The organism is Streptomyces sp. 147326 (assembly GCF_045000215.1).
Taxonomy (GTDB): Bacteria; Actinomycetota; Actinomycetes; order Streptomycetales; family Streptomycetaceae; genus Streptomyces.
The window spans coordinates 877,292-893,949 of sequence record NZ_CP134201.1; the positions used below are offsets into that span (position 1 = coordinate 877,292).

General features: G+C 71.1%; 12 protein-coding genes and 1 pseudogene. 9 read left to right on the forward strand and 4 right to left on the reverse strand.

Annotation, left to right across the window (positions count from 1 at the left end):
• Positions 1-92: 92 nt before the first annotated feature.
• A pseudogene (locus RIU97_RS04260) lies at positions 93-282 on the forward strand (IS5/IS1182 family transposase); the annotation flags it as partial.
• Between the two features lie 68 nt (positions 283-350).
• Here the strand turns inward: RIU97_RS04260 and RIU97_RS04265 are convergent.
• The 3 genes from RIU97_RS04265 to RIU97_RS04275 form a co-directional block, all read right to left on the reverse strand.
• Positions 351-515: a hypothetical protein gene (locus tag RIU97_RS04265; protein WP_404953412.1), complete on the reverse strand. Its 165-nt coding sequence runs from the start codon at positions 513-515 to the stop codon at positions 351-353.
• A 568-nt stretch (positions 516-1,083) separates the two neighbouring features.
• Positions 1,084-2,838, reverse strand: coding sequence for an immunity 49 family protein (locus RIU97_RS04270; protein WP_404953413.1), 1,755 nt, complete (start codon positions 2,836-2,838; stop codon positions 1,084-1,086).
• Positions 2,839-2,872: 34 nt separating this feature from the next.
• A complete protein-coding gene (locus RIU97_RS04275; RefSeq protein WP_404953414.1) occupies positions 2,873-3,346 on the reverse strand; it encodes a hypothetical protein in 474 nt (157 codons plus the stop codon).
• A gap of 109 nt (positions 3,347-3,455) precedes the next feature.
• On the opposite strand from RIU97_RS04275, the gene RIU97_RS04280 reads away from it, so the two are divergent.
• The 8 genes from RIU97_RS04280 to RIU97_RS04315 all read left to right on the forward strand — a co-directional run bounded on the left by RIU97_RS04280 (position 3,456) and on the right by RIU97_RS04315 (position 14,775).
• The gene (locus RIU97_RS04280) at positions 3,456-4,895 is read left to right on the forward strand and encodes a chloride channel protein (protein ID WP_404953415.1); all 1,440 of its coding nucleotides are present in this window, start codon (positions 3,456-3,458) and stop codon (positions 4,893-4,895) included.
• Between the two features lie 152 nt (positions 4,896-5,047).
• Positions 5,048-6,610, forward strand: coding sequence for a gluconokinase, GntK/IdnK-type (locus RIU97_RS04285; RefSeq protein ID WP_404953416.1), 1,563 nt, complete (start codon positions 5,048-5,050; stop codon positions 6,608-6,610).
• A gap of 32 nt (positions 6,611-6,642) precedes the next feature.
• Complete coding sequence (locus RIU97_RS04290) at positions 6,643-7,566, forward strand: cyclase family protein (protein ID WP_404953417.1); 924 nt, start codon at positions 6,643-6,645, stop codon at positions 7,564-7,566.
• A 222-nt stretch (positions 7,567-7,788) separates the two neighbouring features.
• A complete protein-coding gene (locus tag RIU97_RS04295) occupies positions 7,789-9,369 on the forward strand; it encodes a GMC oxidoreductase (RefSeq protein WP_404953418.1) in 1,581 nt (526 codons plus the stop codon).
• 160 nt (positions 9,370-9,529) lie between these two features.
• Positions 9,530-10,369 carry an SDR family oxidoreductase gene (locus RIU97_RS04300; protein ID WP_404953419.1) on the forward strand — a complete coding sequence of 280 codons (840 nt, stop codon included), beginning with the start codon at positions 9,530-9,532 and terminating at the stop codon, positions 10,367-10,369.
• A 39-nt stretch (positions 10,370-10,408) separates the two neighbouring features.
• The gene (locus RIU97_RS04305) at positions 10,409-11,893 is read left to right on the forward strand and encodes a cytochrome ubiquinol oxidase subunit I (protein ID WP_404953420.1); all 1,485 of its coding nucleotides are present in this window, start codon (positions 10,409-10,411) and stop codon (positions 11,891-11,893) included.
• Positions 11,893-12,945 carry a cytochrome d ubiquinol oxidase subunit II gene (locus RIU97_RS04310; RefSeq protein ID WP_404953421.1) on the forward strand — a complete coding sequence of 351 codons (1,053 nt, stop codon included), beginning with the start codon at positions 11,893-11,895 and terminating at the stop codon, positions 12,943-12,945. Before RIU97_RS04305 ends, RIU97_RS04310 begins: the two co-directional genes overlap by 1 nt.
• Before the next feature lie 39 nt (positions 12,946-12,984).
• Positions 12,985-14,775, forward strand: coding sequence for a cation:proton antiporter (locus RIU97_RS04315; protein WP_404953422.1), 1,791 nt, complete (start codon positions 12,985-12,987; stop codon positions 14,773-14,775).
• Here the strand turns inward: RIU97_RS04315 and RIU97_RS04320 are convergent.
• A complete protein-coding gene (locus RIU97_RS04320; protein ID WP_404953423.1) occupies positions 14,772-16,619 on the reverse strand; it encodes a glycoside hydrolase family 15 protein in 1,848 nt (615 codons plus the stop codon). The two genes, RIU97_RS04315 and RIU97_RS04320, sit on opposite strands and share 4 nt — an antisense overlap.
• Between the last annotated feature and the right edge of the window lie 39 nt (positions 16,620-16,658).

Genomic DNA, 16,658 nt, shown 5'->3' on the forward strand with positions numbered 1-16,658 from the left:
CGAGTCCGGGTATGCGTGGAGGCGCGCTGTTGACTGACGAGTGGGGGCGCGGGTCGAGCCGTTGTCGCCGGACCGGACGGGGGGCCTGGGCCCGGTCCGGGGACGCACCCGCGTTCCCGCAGTTCATGGCCCGCTTGCGGGTTCCGCACCCGGTCGGCAGACCGAGGGCGACGCCGAACGTGGTCCTGGCCGACAAGGCGTACTCGTACCGCGCGATCCGTTCTTACCCGCGTCGGCCGCGGGATCCGGGCGGTGATCCCGCGGCCGAGGTCGCCCGAGGGGATCGCTCACCCTCGGGCGACCCCGACCCCGACCCCGACCCCGCCCGACCCGGCCTCGGCGGATCGGGGTCAGTCGTAGATCGCCTGGTAGAGCGTGGTCCAGAAGTCGTTGATGAGCCTCGCGGGATCCGGCGTGGTCAGCCCGACCCGGGTGAGCAGGATTCCGGTGAGCCCGTTCTCCGGGTCGGCGTACGTCGAGGTGCCGGTACCGCCGCCGGGCCCGACACCGGCCATGGGCGGAACCCCGAAGCGGTCCAGGACTTCACGGAGTCCTTCACCGAGCTCCTCGAACAGCAGGGCATTCTCAGACGGGAACGAGTTCCCGGCGGGCGCCGCGCACGCCACGCCATCGACGACGAGGTCTGGCTCCGGTCCAGCCTTGCGGCACTGCAGATGAACGACACCCTGGCGGCCGCATCGCAGCGCGCAACCGAGGGTTGTTGGTAGTGGCGACGAAGACGCTGGCCGCGATGCCAGCAAGGGGAACGACGATCCCCGCCACCCACCAGGCCCAGCGGGGAGGCCCTGAGCGGTGAGCCTCTGCTGGCACGGCCGGGTCGTACGCAGGCCTTGGTGGCACACCCTGTGCCGGGTCTGTTTCCATGTCCCCCAGGCGATACAGCTGATGAAGAGATCGCCCTAGCCACCTTCCGCCAGGGAAACAGAGAACTTTGCGCCTCGGGCATCGCGTGATCGGGGCAGGCCAGGCAGGCTGCACGGCCCTCGACGGACCACCTACCTCGCCGGACTCCACCTCGCCGCCATCTTGATCTGATCAGCGAGGTGATCCAAAGCAAAGGGCCTAGAAGGGTTCGGCGGCTCGCAGGAGTTCCTGCGGGAGGTAGGGGGATTCGACGCGGATGTCCCAGCCGCGACGGCGGGCGTGGCAGGCCAGCGCGAGGACGTCGAGGTTGACGGAGACCTCCGGGTAGTCGGAGCGATCGCCGACCTCGTAGTACGCGCGGTGGGCTTCCAGCGCGTCGGCCAAAGCGAGGTTGAAGCTCTCCTCGTCGCCCTCCACCAGCTGAGAGAGCAGCACGGCCGGCGGCATCGCGAAGCCCCAGTCCTTGGCCTTCTCGGCCTCGTGAAGCGCCCGCTGCGCGGCCGCTTCGGGCTCGGCGCCCTTCAGATAGGCGTGGAGGGCCTCGCGGTACGCGGTGAAGGCGGAGCCGTCCGGGAGGGCGAAGGTGGGGCCGGTGAGGACCAGGGGCGCGAGGTCCTCGCGCATGCCGGTGATCAGGGCGAAGGCGACGGCCATCTGCCAGTACCCGGCACCGGCTTCCCTGCCCCGCTTGGCGGGGTAGCGCAGGGTGCGCCCGCCGATGGACACCTCAACCTCGGTGTCCGGCTCCGCCAGCGCGACGCGGAACAGGGCCGCCCCCATCTGAGAGGCCAGCCGAAGAGTGGCGAGCTGAGCGTCCGCAACGTCGCCGGGGTTTCCCGCCCGCCACTGGAACAGGCGCTCCTGGTCCTCCAGCACGCTGCCCAGATGCCAGACAGCAAGGGGCTTGCCGTCGACGGGGGCGAACGCCTCCCGCAGGTGTTCCTCGTACATGGCCTCGATCCGCGCGATCCCCTCGCGCTCACAGGCGGGCCGCTCCACCACCAGCGGGCCCGCGGCGAGCGCGGCGACCGCGTCCGGACGCCGGTTCCGGCCGAGCCCTCCGACCCGCGGCCCCCGGCTCTCGAAACCGGTGACCAGCGCGTGCGGGAGGTAGTCGGTGCGAACGGCCGGCGCCCAGCCCAGCGTCCGGTACGCGATCGCGGCCAGGGCGATGGGCACGAGGGGGAGCAGGCTGCTCGGGGAGTCCGCCGGACCGTGCAGGGCGCTGTGCCTGACCAGGAGTTCGGCCAGTGCGGCGTCGAAGCCCGGGCGGTCCTCGGCGGCCAGCGCCCGCAGCGTCCGCAGCGCCAGGCCGTTCGGCTGGTCCAGGAGGGGCTCGCCCGTCTCCGCCGCACGGGTACGGATCCGGTCCAGGGCCGCGTCGACGGCGGCCAGCTTGGCCTGGGTGCTCGGCGGGTACTCGCCGTCGCCGGCGTCGTCCAGGGCCACGGCCGTCAACCCCGTGGCGAGCTCGCCGGCGGGGGTTCCCTTCGCCTGCTCGGCGAACTTCTGCCGGGCGAAGGTGAATTCCTCGCCGTGCCACTTGGCCTTGTCTCTGAGGACCGACAGGCAGAGCGCGTCGGTCCACTCCCCGGGCGTGACGCTCTCCTCGGGTGCGTCGTCACCCGGGTCGTAGCTCATGCCGAAGTTCACGTATTCCAGGAAGACGTTGAAGCTGCAATGCGGGTGGTACGCCGCGTACGCGACGGCGCCGGCCGCGGCCTCGGAGGCGTCCTTGAGGACGGTCTTGGCCTCCGCGGTGTCGAGATCGGGCGTCTCGACGGACAGGGCGCCCAGGTAGTCGAGGAACTTGTCGGCGATCGACTGCCACTCGTAGGTGGCCATCCGGCCAGCCCGCGACATGGACCGCACCTGCCCCCCGATCCGGTTCGTGAAGTCCTCGCGTGCCGCCGACACGACGGCCCCGCCCACCTGGTGACGCTCTATTCGCACTGCCCTGCTCCTTGATCGAATCTCGGCGACCAGCCTAGGCCGTGTCTTTCGGATCGTGTCGGCCCGGCAAGAACCGAAAGAGACGGCCCAGCGGGGGCGGGCCCGGCCCCGTGGTCGGGCGGGCGGCCGAGAGGCCGATCGGCGCCCCTGACGCGCTCAGCTCCGCACGTCGCCCTCGGCTTCCTCGGCGCGCGCGATGGCGTCGGTCAGCTGCTTCCGCGCACGGGCAAGGGACATAGCCGCCCTCCGAGCAGTTCTGGACGAACGCCTCGGCGAACTCCACCGGGTCCTCCCCGACGATCTCGCGGATCGGCGTTCCGTTCGCTGCCGCCTGTTCGAACAGGCGGCAGCGAGTTCGACATCGGACATGGTTGCTCGCCCCCTCGCGGAGCCGTTCCAGTCGTTCCGCGAGGAAGCTCCACGTCCCCCAGAACCTTTCGAGGTACTCCCGCGCGAGGACGATGCCCTCCAGCGTGCCCTTGCGCACGCTCGAACGTGCGAAGCCCACGGCTGGATGTTGCAATGGCTGTGGCGGACTGCCTGTCGCCACCGAGATCGAGCAGCAGGCCGCACCCCTCGCTTGAAACGGACGTCCGGAACCGAGACGGGACACACCCATGACGGCGTCGGATCCACGCCCTGCAGACCCTTCCGCAGTGACACCGCCCGCAGGGACACCCCCCGAAGTGACACAGCCCGAAGAGGCGGACCGGCTGGGTGAACTGCTGCGCAGCCCCGGGTATTTCAAGGCGCTCGTGTTCTGCGCCCTCATCGGTGTTCCCGTGTCGTTGATCGCGTTCTGGTTCCTGGTCGCACTCCACGAGCTGGAGCACCTGATGTGGGACGGCCTGCCGGAGGCTCTGGGGTGGGACGTCCCGCCGTGGTGGTGGCCGCTGCCGCTGCTGCTCGTGGCCGGCACCACCGTCGGGCTCGTCGTCACCCGCCTGCCGGGCGGGGGCGGCCACGTCCCCGCCTCGGGACTCCACACGGGCGGTGTCTCGCCCGGAGCCCTGCCCGGCGTGGTCCTCGCCGCCCTGCTCAGCCTTCCCCTCGGCGCCACGCTCGGACCGGAGGCCCCGTTGATCGCCCTGGGCGGCGGTCTGGCCCTGCTCTTCAGGGATCTGGCGCGGGCACCCGCCACCCCCCAGAGCACGGCGCTCCTGGGCGCGGCGGGAGCGGCCGCGGCGGTCGCGGTGATCTTCGGGAGCCCACTGGTCGCGGCGGTGATACTCATCGAAGTGGCCGGAGTGGGCGGGCCACAGCTGTTCGCGGTCATGTTGCCCGCACTGCTGTCGAGCGGAGTGGGTGCACTCGTGTTCACCGGTTTCGGCCGCTGGACCGGTTTCGATGCGCCCAGCCTCTCCGTGAAGGTGGGCGTGCCCGTGCCGCAGCTCGATGCCGGGGACGTCATCTGGGCGGTGCTGATGGCCGTGGCCATCGGTGCCCTCGTACATACGATCATGCGAGGGGGGCGGCTGACCGCACGGTTCGTCGCGAAGCGCCCCGTCGTTCACACCACCCTGTGCGCCCTGGCGGCCGGCGTCTGCGCCGCCGTGTACGCGCTCACCACCGGCAGGTCGCCCGCGAACGTGGCGTCCTCCGGCCAGGGGACACTGGGCCAGCTGGCCGCCGATCCGCACGGCTGGGGGGTCGGGGCCCTGATCGCCGTGCTGCTGTGCACCAGCGTCGCCTACTCCCTGTGCCTGGGCAGCCTGCGGGGCGGCCCCGTGTTCCCGTCGCTGTTCCTGGGTGCTGCGGCGGGTGTGCTGCTCGCGCCCCTGCCGGGCCTGGGGGTCGTACCGGCCATGGCGGCGGGCATGGCGGCCGCGACCGCCAGTGCCTTGCGGCTGCCGGTCAGCAGCATCGTGCTCGTCGTCCTGGTGCTCGGCAGTGTCGCCATGACTCCGGTGGTGGTCCTGGCGGCCGTCGTGGCCTTCGTGACGACCCAGTTGCTGCCGCGCGGTTCCGCCCGTCCCGCCGCAGGCGGACCCGCGGAACCGGCGCCCGCCCGTCCCCCCGCCGCAGGCGCATCGGGTGCGTCCGGCGGCTCCGTCTGAGCTCTCCCCCGTACTTCCGCCGCACGGCCGCACGGTCGCACGGCCGCACGGCCACACGGTCGCCGAAGTGCACCGCGGCCTGCGTGCGCCGAGAGTGGAAGTACCCCTCCGGCGGCCGGACGGGGCCGGCCGTACCGCGCGAAGGAGGCCGAATGGCGCGGGACCACGTGCGCGAGCCCACGCGGGCACCGCCGTCCGGAGTACCGACCGGCGAGATGCGTCCGGCCCCCTCCGGTCAGGCCGATCCCCAGGGCCGCGCGACGGAAGCGCCCGCAACCGTGGTGCTCGTGACAGGCGTGGCGGGGGCGGGGAAGTCCACGGTGGCCCTGCTGCTGGCCGACCGGCTCGGCTGGGCCTACCAGGACGCCGACGACTTCCACACGCCGGAGAACCGGGCCCGGATGGCGGCCGGCGAAGCCCTGACCGACGAGGACAGACGCCCATGGCTGGCTGCCGTCGCGGCCTGGATCGGCCGGCGGATCGCAGCGGGGGAACCCGTTGTCATCGCCTGCTCCGCGCTCAAGCGCGCCTATCGGGACCAACTGGCCGGAGGGCGGCCTGAAGTGCGGCTGGTCCACCTGCACGGTTCACGGCAACTCATCCGGTCCCGGCTGCTGTCCAGACACGGCCACTTCTTCCCCCCACAGCTGCTGGACAGCCAGTTCGCCGACCTCCAGGAGCCGGAACCCGACGAGCACGCCTGCGTGGTGGACATCGGCCGGCCTCCGGAGGCCGTTGTCGCAGCCATCATCGCCCAGCTCAGCGCCGTACCGACCGAGGAGCCGCACATGCCCCCCACGGCATCAGGAGAACAGTGGCGGCTGCGCCACGGCGCACACGAGGCGGTGGTGGTCGAGCTGGGCGGCGCGCTGCGCCACTACGCGGTGGGCGGGCGTCCGCTCCTCGACGGCTTCGCCGCCCACGAGCGGATCACCGGCGGTCGCGGGCAGCTCCTCGTGCCCTGGCCGAACCGGGTGGCCGGCGGGAGCTACCGCTTCGGCGGCGACGAGCTGCAACTCCCGCTGACCGAAGCGGAGAACGGCAACGCGATCCACGGGCTCCTGAGGTGGGTGCCGTGGCAGCCGCTGGCCCGCGGCGAGGACGCGGTCACGGTGGGCACCACCCTCTTCCCGCAGCCGGGGTACCCGTACCAGCTGGAGGTCACCGCCGAGTACCGGCTGGGCCCGGAGGGGCTCGAGACCACGGTCACCACCACCAACGTGGGGGACACGGCCGCGCCCTACGGCGTGGGCCAGCACCCCTATCTGACCGTGGGCACCGACCTGGTGGACACCGCGCTGCTGACCGTACCGGCCCGCCACCGGCTCCGTACCGACGAACACGGCCTGCCGACCGGTGAGGAGCCGGTCGAGGGCACGCCGTACGACTTCCGCACCGCCCGGCCAATCGGCGAGGAGCACCTGGACACCGCGTACACGGGACTCGACCGGGACCCCGCCGGCCACTGCACGGTCCGGCTGGCGCACCCTTCGGGGCGGCACGGCATCGACGTACGGCTCGTCGAGGGCGTCCGCTACGTGCAGGTCTACACCGGGGACACGCTGTCGGAGCCCGGGCGGCGCCGGCGCGGCGTCGCCATCGAGCCGATGTCCTGCCCGGCCGACGCCTTCCGCAGTGGCACGGGGCTCACCGTCCTGGAACCGGGCGACAGCCACGTCTTCCGGTGGGGCCTGGCCCCGTGGGGGTCCTGGTGACCCCGGACACCGGGCCGTCGACGCCGCGGCCCATGACCGGTGACGCCTTTCGCGCGCTGTACGAGGAGCTGCGCGACAGGAGCACGCGTGCCCCGGACGACCGGCGCGGTGCGCTCGCCCACCTGACGCCCGAGCGCGTCGTGGCCGCTGCCGCCGAGGTCCGCTCCGGACGTTCGGTGTCCCTCGCCGCACCCATCGAGACCCTGCCCGGCCCGGACAATCCCGAACCGGCACGCCACCGGATGATCGCGCCCGCGGACGGGGAGACCGGTGAGACCGGCGGCGACGGGCTGCACTTCGCGCGCGACCGCTTCGCGATGAACGTGCACGGGGACGCGGACAGTCATCTCGACGCGCTGTGCCACGTGCTGTTCGACGGGGAGCTCTACAACGGTGTGCCGGCGAGCAGCGTGACGTCCCAGGGCGCTAGGGCGCTCTCCGTGGAGGTCGTCCGGGACGGCATCGTCGGCCGTGGCGTGCTCCTGGACGTTCCGCGGCTGCGGGGCGTGCCCTGGCTGGAGCCCGGGGACCACGTGACCGCCGCCGACCTGACGACGGCGGAGGCGGCCCAGGGGGTCCGGGTCCTGCCGGGCGACCTGCTGTTCGTACGGGTGGGGCATCGCCCCCGACGACAGGAGCGCGGGGCGTGGGACACCGCGCGGGCCCGGGCCGGCCTTCATCCCGCGGCCGTACGGTTCCTGGCCGATCGGCAGGTCGCCGCGCTGGGCTCGGACGGCAACAACGACACCGCACCCAGCGCGGTGGCCGGGGTCGACTTTCCCGTGCACGTGCTGGCGGTGCACGCCATGGGGCTGCACCTGATGGACTACCTGCAGTTCGAGGAGCTGACCCGGGCGTGCGCCCGCGAGGGCCGGTGGTCCTTCCTGTGTGTGGTCGCGCCGCTCAGACTTCCGTCGGCCACCGGCTCGCCCGTGAACCCGATCGCCGTTCTGTGACGGCCGGGGGCGGGTGCGCCGTACGGTCGCACGGTCCGGTCACGCGGTCCGGTCACGCCGTACGTCACACCGTACGGTCCCGCCGTCCGGTCGCGCCGTCCGGTCGCCGCGCCCGGGAAGGAGGGATACGTTCGAAGAGGTGGGGTGGCTGCCGCGTCCCGGCAGCGCGCAGAGAGAGGGCCGGTGACAGGCGGGCCCGCGAGCGCAAGGACGGTGGTCGCCGTGGGCGACTCCCCGCACTACGACGTCGTCATCATCGGTTCGGGCGCCGGCGGCGGTACCCTCGCCCACCGGCTCGCCCCGTCGGGCAAGCGGGTACTCATCCTCGAACGCGGTGACTACCTCCCCCGCGAGCGGGACAACTGGGACTCCACCGCCGTGTTCGTGAAGGGCAGGTACCGTGCCCCGGAGTTCTGGCTGGACAAGCACGGCGACGAGTTCACGCCCGAGGTCAACTACTACGTCGGGGGAAACACCAAGTTCTACGGCGCCGCCCTCTTCCGGCTGCGGCCCGAGGACTTCGGGGAGCTCCGCCACCACGACGGCCTGTCGCCGGCCTGGCCGATCCGGTACGAGGACCTGGAGCCCTACTACACGCAGGCCGAGCACCTGTACCTGGTCCACGGACGCCACGGGGAGGACCCGTGGGAGGGCCCGTACAGTGACCAGTACGCCTATCCGCCGGTCGAGCACGAGCCGCGGATCCAGCAGTTGAGCGACGACCTGGAGAAGCGGGGCCTGCACCCGTTCCACCTGCCCATCGGCGTCAACCTGAGGCAGGACGAGAACGGGCGGGCGACCGAATCCAGCGTCTGCATCCGCTGCGACCGCGTGGACGGCTTCCCCTGCCTGGTTCGCGGCAAGTCGGACGCGCAGGTGATCTGCGTGGAGCCGGCCCTGCGGCACCCGAACGTCGAAATGATCACCAATGCGCGGGTGGTCCGGCTGGAGACCGACCCGACCGGACGGAGCGTCAGCACGGTCGTGACGCGGAGCGAGGACGGGCTCGAAGCCTCCTACTCCGCGGACATCGTGGTCGTCGCCTGCGGGGCGGTCAACTCGGCGGCGCTCCTTCTGGCCTCGGCCGACGACCGCCACCCCCGAGGGCTGGCGAACAGCTCCGACGTGGTCGGCCGCCACTACATGCGCCACAACAACCTTGCACTGATGGCCGTTTCGAAGGAGCCCAACGACACCACGTTCCAGAAGACCCTGGCCCTGCACGACTGGTACCTCGGCGCCGACGACTGGGACTACCCGCTGGGCGGCATCCAGATGCTCGGCAAGTCGGACGCCGACCAGATCCACGGCGAGGCGCCCCGCTGGGCGGGCGCCGTGACCCCCGACATGCCCTTCGAAGTCATGGCCCACCACGCGGTCGACTTCTGGCTGTGCGGCGAGGACCTTCCCCTCCCCGACAACCGGGTGACCCTCGAGGGCGACGGCACCATCCGTCTCGTGCTCGACGAGAAGAACAACATCGAGGGGCTGAAACGCCTGCGGCACAAGCTGCAGGGCATGCTCGGCCATCTGGGGATGCACGAGCACCAGCTCCTGTCGCGCAGCATCTACCTCCACAAGGGCATGCCGATCGGCGCCACGGCGCACCAGGCCGGCACCGTACGGTTCGGCGACGACCCGGCCTCGTCCGCCCTGGACGTGAACTGCAAGGCCCACGATCTCGACAACCTGTACGTGGTCGACACGAGCTTCTTCCCGAGCATCGGGGCGGTCAATCCGTCCCTGACGGCGATCGCGAACGCCCTGCGGGTGGGCGACCACCTCATGGAACGGCTGGGATGACCCCGGAGCTTCCTCCGACCGGGGGGTGATGCTCGGCCGCGTGGCCCAAGAGCACCCCGCCCGGGCCGCCGATCTCCGGACAGGGTGATTCGGTGGCGTTCGGACCCTGTCGGGCCGCGGTCCGGCGGACCGGATCGGGCAGTCGAGGAGGCAGTCGATCGTGAGTTCCACCGAGGGCGTACCGCGGGGAGTGATCCCCGCTCACCTGCTGAAGGGCCAGAAGGCGCTGGTCACCGGCGCCAACAGCGGAATCGGCAAGGCCACGGCCATCGGCCTGGGCCGGGCCGGCGCCGACGTCGTCGTGAACTACGTGGCCGGCGCGGAAGAGGCCGAGAAGGTGGTCGAGGAGATCACCTCGTTCGGCGTACGCGCCGCCGCCTACGAGGCGGACGTGTCCCGGGAGGACCAGGTCGTGGCCATGATGGACCGGATGGTCCGGGAGTTCGGCACGATCGACATCCTGGTCGCCAACGCCGGACTGCAGCGCGACGCCCCGTTCGAGGAGATGACGCTCGCCCAGTGGCAGAAGGTCCTGGACGTCAACCTGACGGGCCAGTTCCTCTGCGCGCGGGAAGCGACGAAGGAGTTCCTGCGGCGCGGCGTCGTCCCGGAGGTGTCCCGCTCGGCCGGAAAGATCATCTGCATGAGCTCCGTCCACCAGATCATCCCCTGGGCGGGGCACGCGAACTACGCCTCCTCCAAGGGCGGCGTGCACATGCTGATGACGACCCTGGCCCAGGAACTCGCGCCCAGGAAGATCCGCGTGAACGCGATCGCTCCCGGAGCCATCAAGACACCGATCAACCGGGACGCGTGGGAGACGCCCGAGGCACTGGAGGATCTGCTCCGGCTGATCCCGTACGTGCGCATCGGCGACCCCGAGGACATCGCCTACGCGGCCGTGGCCCTCGCCTCCGACCTCATGGACTACGTCGTGGGCACCACGCTCTACGTGGACGGCGGGATGACCCTCTTCCCCGGCTTCGCCACCGGCGGCTGACCCTCGTCCCGCCCGTCATCCCGAGCGGCAAAGGAACGCATGCACACCACGGTCCACCTGCTGGCGGCAGACGCCCCCGCCCAACTGCTCCCGGCCAGGGAGCTCATGGCCTTCACCCTCGCCTCGCACATCATCCTGGTGCCGATGGGCGTGGCACTGCCGCTCATCACCCTGGTCATGCACTACCGCGGTCTGCGCAAGAACGACGCCACGGCCTTGCTGCTGGCCCGGCGCTGGTCGGCCGTGATGGCCGTGCAGTTCGCGATCGGCGTCGTCACCGGCACCGTACTGTCGTTCGAGTTCGGCCTGCTCTGGCCGGGGCTGATGGGCAAGTGGGGCGATGTCTTCGGCATCGGTTTCGGTGTCGAGGCCTGGGCGTTCTTCCTCGAGGCCGTGCTCATCGCCATCTACCTGTACGGCTGGCGCAGGCTGAAGCCGCGTACCCACTTCCTGCTCGGGCTGCCGCTGCCGGCCACCGCGCTGCTCGGGGCCTTCGGCATCCTGGCGGCCAACTCGTGGATGAACACCCCGCAGGGGTTCACCCTCGACTCCCAGGGCAACCCGGTCGACGTGGACGTCTGGAAGGCCATCTTCACCCCGATGTTCGGGCCGCAGTACTGGCACTTCGTGGTGGCGATGCTGCTGACGGCGGGCTACGTCGTGGCCGGCGTCTACGCCGTCGGATGGCTGCGCGGCCGCCGGGACCGCTACCACCGGCTCGGCTTCACGATCCCCTTCACCATCGCCGCGGTGGCCACTCCGGTGCAGTTCGTCCTGGGCGACTCGATCGCCCGGCAGGTGTTCCAGAAGCAGCCCGTGAAGTTCGCCGCGATGGAGATCGTCTGGGAGACCGACAGCCACGTTCCGGAGTACCTGTTCGGCCGGCTCCACCCGGACGGATCGGTCTCCGGCGGCATCAAGGTCCCTCAGCTGGACTCCATCCTGGCCGGGTTCAGCCCGGACACCGTGGTGACGGGACTGACCTCCGTACCGGCGAGTGACCGGCCGAACGCCACCCAGGCCACCATCGCCCACTGGGCCTTCGACATCATGGTCGGGGTCGGCAGCGTGCTCCTGCTCCTGGTCGCCTGGTACGCCCTGGCCTGGCTGCGCCATCGCCGGCTGCCCGAGTCCAAGTGGTTCTACCGCAGCGCCGCCTGCGCCGGCGTCGCCTCGGTCGTCGCCGTCGAATGCGGCTGGATCACGACCGAGGTGGGGCGCCAGCCCTGGATCGTCTACCAGAACATGCGCGTCGCGGAGGCCGTGACCTCGACCCGCTCCACCACCCTCTGGATCATGTTCGGCCTGGTGGTCGTGGTGTACGTGTTCATCTTCGGGGCGTTCCTCACCATCCTGCTGAAGATGCGCGACCGATGGCGCCTGGCGGACGAACAGGCGGACGGACGGACGGCAGAGGCACCGGAGGCGATCACTCCTTACGGTCCGCGCCCTCCTGTCCCGGCCGGCGACGCCCCGTCCTCGGGAGACGGCGGCTCCACTCCGTCCGGAGGAGGTGGAACGTGATGGCCGACCTCGTCGCTTTCGTTCTGCTGCTGGCCGTGGCCGCGTACGCCTGCGGCGGCGGGACCGACTACGGCGCGGGCTTCTGGGACCTGACGGCCGGCGGAGCCGAGCGGGGCAAGCGCCCCCGGTGGCTGATCGACCACGCCATGGCACCCGTGTGGGAGGTCAACAACGTCTGGCTGATCTTCGTCCTCGTCCTCATGTGGACCGGGTTCCCCGTGCTGTTCCAGACGGTGTTCACCGCCATGTGGCTCCCGCTGGCGCTGGCCGCCCTCGGCATGGTCCTGCGCGGCGCCGGATTCGCCCTGCGCAAACCCAGCCGCCGGCTGGCCCGGCGGCGCCTCTACGGCGCCGTGTTCGCCATCGCCTCCCTGCTCACCCCGTTCTTCCTCGGGGCGGCCGTCGGAGCCATCGCCACCGGCCGGATCGCACCGGGTACCGAAGCCTCGGCGGACGCGTGGGCGAACCCCGCGTCCCTCCTGTTCGGCCTCGTCACGGTGGCCGGGACCGCACTCCTAGGCGCCGTGTTCCTGACCTCCGACGCCGCACGCTTCGACGCACCCGACCTCGTCGGCTACTTCCGGCTCCGCGCCCTGCTCAGCCTCGTCGCGGTCGCCCTGACGGCGGTGGGCGTGCTCCTCGTCACCCGCGTCGACGCCCCCCACGTCTGGCACGGACTGACCCACGGTGCGGGGCTCGCCCTCGCGATCGTGTCCGCGGTGTTCTTCGCCGCCACGGCACTGTTCGTGCTGCGGGGACGGACGCACTGGGCCCGCTTCAGCACCGTCGGCACCGTCGGCGCGGCCGTCTTCGCCTGGGGGCTCGCCCAGCGCCCCTACCTCATCCCCACGTCCCTCACGGTGGCGGATGCCGCGGGCGATTCCCAGACGCTGATCTGGCTGTCCGTGGTCAGCCTCGTCGCCCTGCTGCTCATCGTCCCGGCCGTCTTCTTCCTCTACTGGCTGGACACCCATGGCGAGCTGGAGCCCCTCACCGACTCCGACCTGCGACGGACCGGCCCCACGAGGGGTGACGTGGTCGACGGCGACTGAGCCCCCGATCGCGCCCGTGCGGCGAGGAAGGAGACCGCTGTGAGCGAGGACGACATCCTCCTCGGCATCGCCCTGGTCGTGGCCCTGGCCGCCGCCTGCCAGATCCTGGCCGGAAAGCTGCGCGTCCCCGCCCTGATCCTGCTGCTGCCCGTCGGGTTCGCCGCGGGCGCCCTGACCGACGTCGTTCACCCGGACCAGCTGATCGGGGAGGACTTCTCCGCCCTGGTTTCCCTGTCCGTGGCCGTGATCCTCTACGACGCCGGTCTCGGCCTCGACCTGCGCAACCTCACCGGACACACCCGCGGGATCGTGGGCAGGCTGCTCCTCTTCGGGGTGGCCTTCACCTTCCTGGCCGTCTGCGCCGTCGGCCCGGCCCTGTTCGGCATGTCGCTCAGGGTGGCCTCGATGGTCGGCATGATCCTCGTCGTGTCGGGGCCCACCGTCGTGGGGCCCCTGCTCCAGTACGTGCGGCCGACGGACAAGGTGCGGCGCCTGCTGATCTGGGAAGGAACGCTGACCGACCCGATCGGCGCCATCCTCGGAGCACTCGTCTTCCACGCCATCGACACGACGCACCAGATCGACATCGGCCGCGGCTACCAGATCGGCCAGTTCCTCATCAGCATGGCCGTCGGCCTCGTCGGCGGCGCCGTGGGGGTCGCGCTGCTGTGGCTGACCCTGCGCGTGCTCCGGCTCGGCGAGACGCTCGGCACCCTGGCGCAACTGGCCACGGTGATCGCCGTGTCGGCAGGCTGCGACATCGTCCGGGACGACACCGGGCTCATCGCCGCGATCGTCACCGGCATGGCCGCGGCCAACGTCCGGGGCTTCGACATGCCCGCCCGCCGGCCCTTCTTCGAGACACTGGTCCAGCTGATCATCGGGCTGCTGTTCATCTCGATCTCGGCCAGCGTCACCCCGGCCTCCCTGACCCCCGTACTCCTTCCGACCCTCGCCCTCGTCGCGCTCCTGGTCCTCGTGGTACGGCCGCTCGTGGCCTTCGTCGCCACCATGGGCAAGGACATGACCATGGGGGAACGGGCGTTCGCGGGATGGATGGCTCCGCGCGGCATCGTCGCGGCCTCCACCGCGGCGGCCTTCGCCGCGAGCCTCGTCCAGCTGGGACTGCGCGGCGCCTCCAAGGTCCTTCCCATCACCTTCCTCGTGATCGTCTCGACGGTCGTGCTGTACGCCCTGACCGCGGGGCCGGTGGCCCGGCGGCTCGGCGTCGCCCGGCCGGACCTCACCCGGCCCCTGCTCGTGGGCGGAGCTCCGTGGGCGATCGCGCTGGCCGGGGCCCTGCGGTCGGCGGGGCTCGACGTACAGATGTGGGCGGGACTGGGCGAGGAACGCGAACGGATCAAGGACGCCGGAATCAAACTGGCCAGGGGAGACCTGCTGGCGACGGCCACCAACCCCCGGGCGCGGCTGGAGGGGGTCAACGCCGTCTTCCTGCTCACCGATGACGACGACTTCAACGCGCTCGCCTCGGTGGTGGTCGAGGACAACGTCGAGGGCCCCGTCTACCGGGTGGGGCCGCCCCACGAGAGCCACGGCGTGGTCGCGCCGTACACGGGCGGCGCCGTCCTCTTCGGCGGCTCACTCGTCCGGCACGTCCTGGCGGCACGGTACGAACAGGGCGCCCGGTTCCTGGTGCGGCCCGCCTCCGACCCGGTCCCGCCGGGACACGAAACGCTGTTCGTGGTCAGCGCCGACGGCCGGCTGGACCCGGTCGACGAGACGGGGGCCGTCACCCCGCGCGAGGGCGGCCTCGTCGTTCTGCTCGGCCCCGTGCCGCCGGCCCAGCCAGCGGCCCAGCCGCCGGTCTAGCGGGCGCCCTGCCCCGTGCGGTTCAGGGTCTCGTCCAGCGTGATGGCCGCGTCGATGAGCGCGAGATGGGTGAAGGCCTGGGGGAAGTTGCCGAGCTGGCGGCCCGTCAGGGCGATCTCCTCGGAGTACAGGCCCAGGTGGTTGGCGTACGTCATCATCTTTTCGAGCACGAGCCTGGCCTGATCGGCCCGGCCGGCCCGCGCCAGGGCGTCGACGTACATGAAGGTGCACAGGGAGAAGGTTCCCTCGGAGCCGCGCAGACCGTCGGGCGAGGCCTCGGGGTTGTAGCGGTAGACCAGGCTGTCGGTGACCAGCTCCCGGTCCATCGCGTCCAGGGTGGACGTCCACATCGGGTCGTCGGGGGTGATGAACCCGACCGTCGGCATCCGCAGCAGCGAGGAGTCGAGCACATCGCTGCCGTAGTGCTGGACGAATGCCCTGCGGCCCGGGTCCCAGCCCTTCGCCAGGATCTGCTCGTAGATGTTGTCGCGTTCGGCGGCCCAGCGGCCGCTCTCGGCCGGCCGGCCGTGGGCGACCGCCAGCCGCAGCGCGCGGTCGAACGCGACCCATGACATCACCCGGCCGTAGGTGAAGTGCTTGCGCCCGCCGCGGGTCTCCCACAGCCCCTCGCCGGCCTGGTCCCAGTGGTCCACGAGCCAGTCCAGCAGGGTGCGCAGCGATGTCCAGCCGTGGATGTCCAGGTGGATGCCGTGCTGGTGGGCGAAGGAGATGCTGTCGAGTGCCTCGCCGTAGATGTCCAGCTGCAGCTGGGTCGCCGCGCCGTTGCCTATGCGCACCGGGGCGGATCCCTGGTATCCCTCCCAGTGGTCCAGGGTCTCTTCGTAGAGATCGGAGGACCCGTCCACCCGGTACATGATGTTCAGCGGTCCCGTGTCGGTGTCGCTGCCGGCCTTCTCCTTCACCCGGTCGCCCAGCCAGCCGATGAACGCCCTCGCCTCATCGGTGAACCCCAGTCCCAGCAGGGCGTAAACGGAGAAGGACGCGTCACGGATCCAGGTGAACCGGTAGTCCCAGTTGCGCTCGCCGCCCAACTGCTCGGGCAGACCTGCCGTGGGGGCTGCCACCAGGGCTCCGCTGGGTGCGTACGTCATCAGCTTCAGCGTGATGGCGGAGCGCTCCACCATCTCGCGCCATCGGCCCGCGTACCGGGACTGGTGGAGCCACGAACGCCAGTACTGCCGGGTGTCGGCGAAGAGTTCCTGGAACTCGGCGACACGGATCTCGCGCGGCGGCCCCTCCGCGGCCGACTCCATGACCAGACCCCGCTGTTGTCCGGCCTCGAGCGGAAGCGTGACGCGAAGGTCGCGGTCGCCGGTGACGGTGTGCACCACCCGTTCGTCCTCCGGCTCCCGCACCACGCTGAGGGTGAGTTCCAGGTCCTCCGAGGCGAACACCGCCCCGTTCTCGGTGACGTGCAGGGTGTGGGGCTTGCGGCCGTAGTCGAACCGTGGGGCGATGTCGATCCGGAACGTCATGCTGCCGCGGACGCACCGGAGCATGCGGACCAGGCAGTGGCGGTCCGTGGCCGTCGTTCCGGTCACCGGCATGAAGTCGACCACCTCGCCGGCACCGGTCTCGGTCATGAACCGTGTCACGAGGATCGCGGTGTCCGGCAGGTACAACTGCTTCGTGGTGTACGTCTCGTCCGTGGGCCTGACCGTGAAGTGCCCGCCCTTGTCCCAGTCGAGAAGGGCTCCGAACACGCTGGGCGAATCGAACCGCGGGCAGCAGAACCAGTCGATCGTTCCTTCCGTGGTCACCAGTGCCGCGGTCTGGAGATCACCGATCAGGCCGTGGTTTTCGATCAGCGGGTAATCAGCCATGGGAGGACCCCTTTCGACGCCACCCCGTCAGGTTAAGCG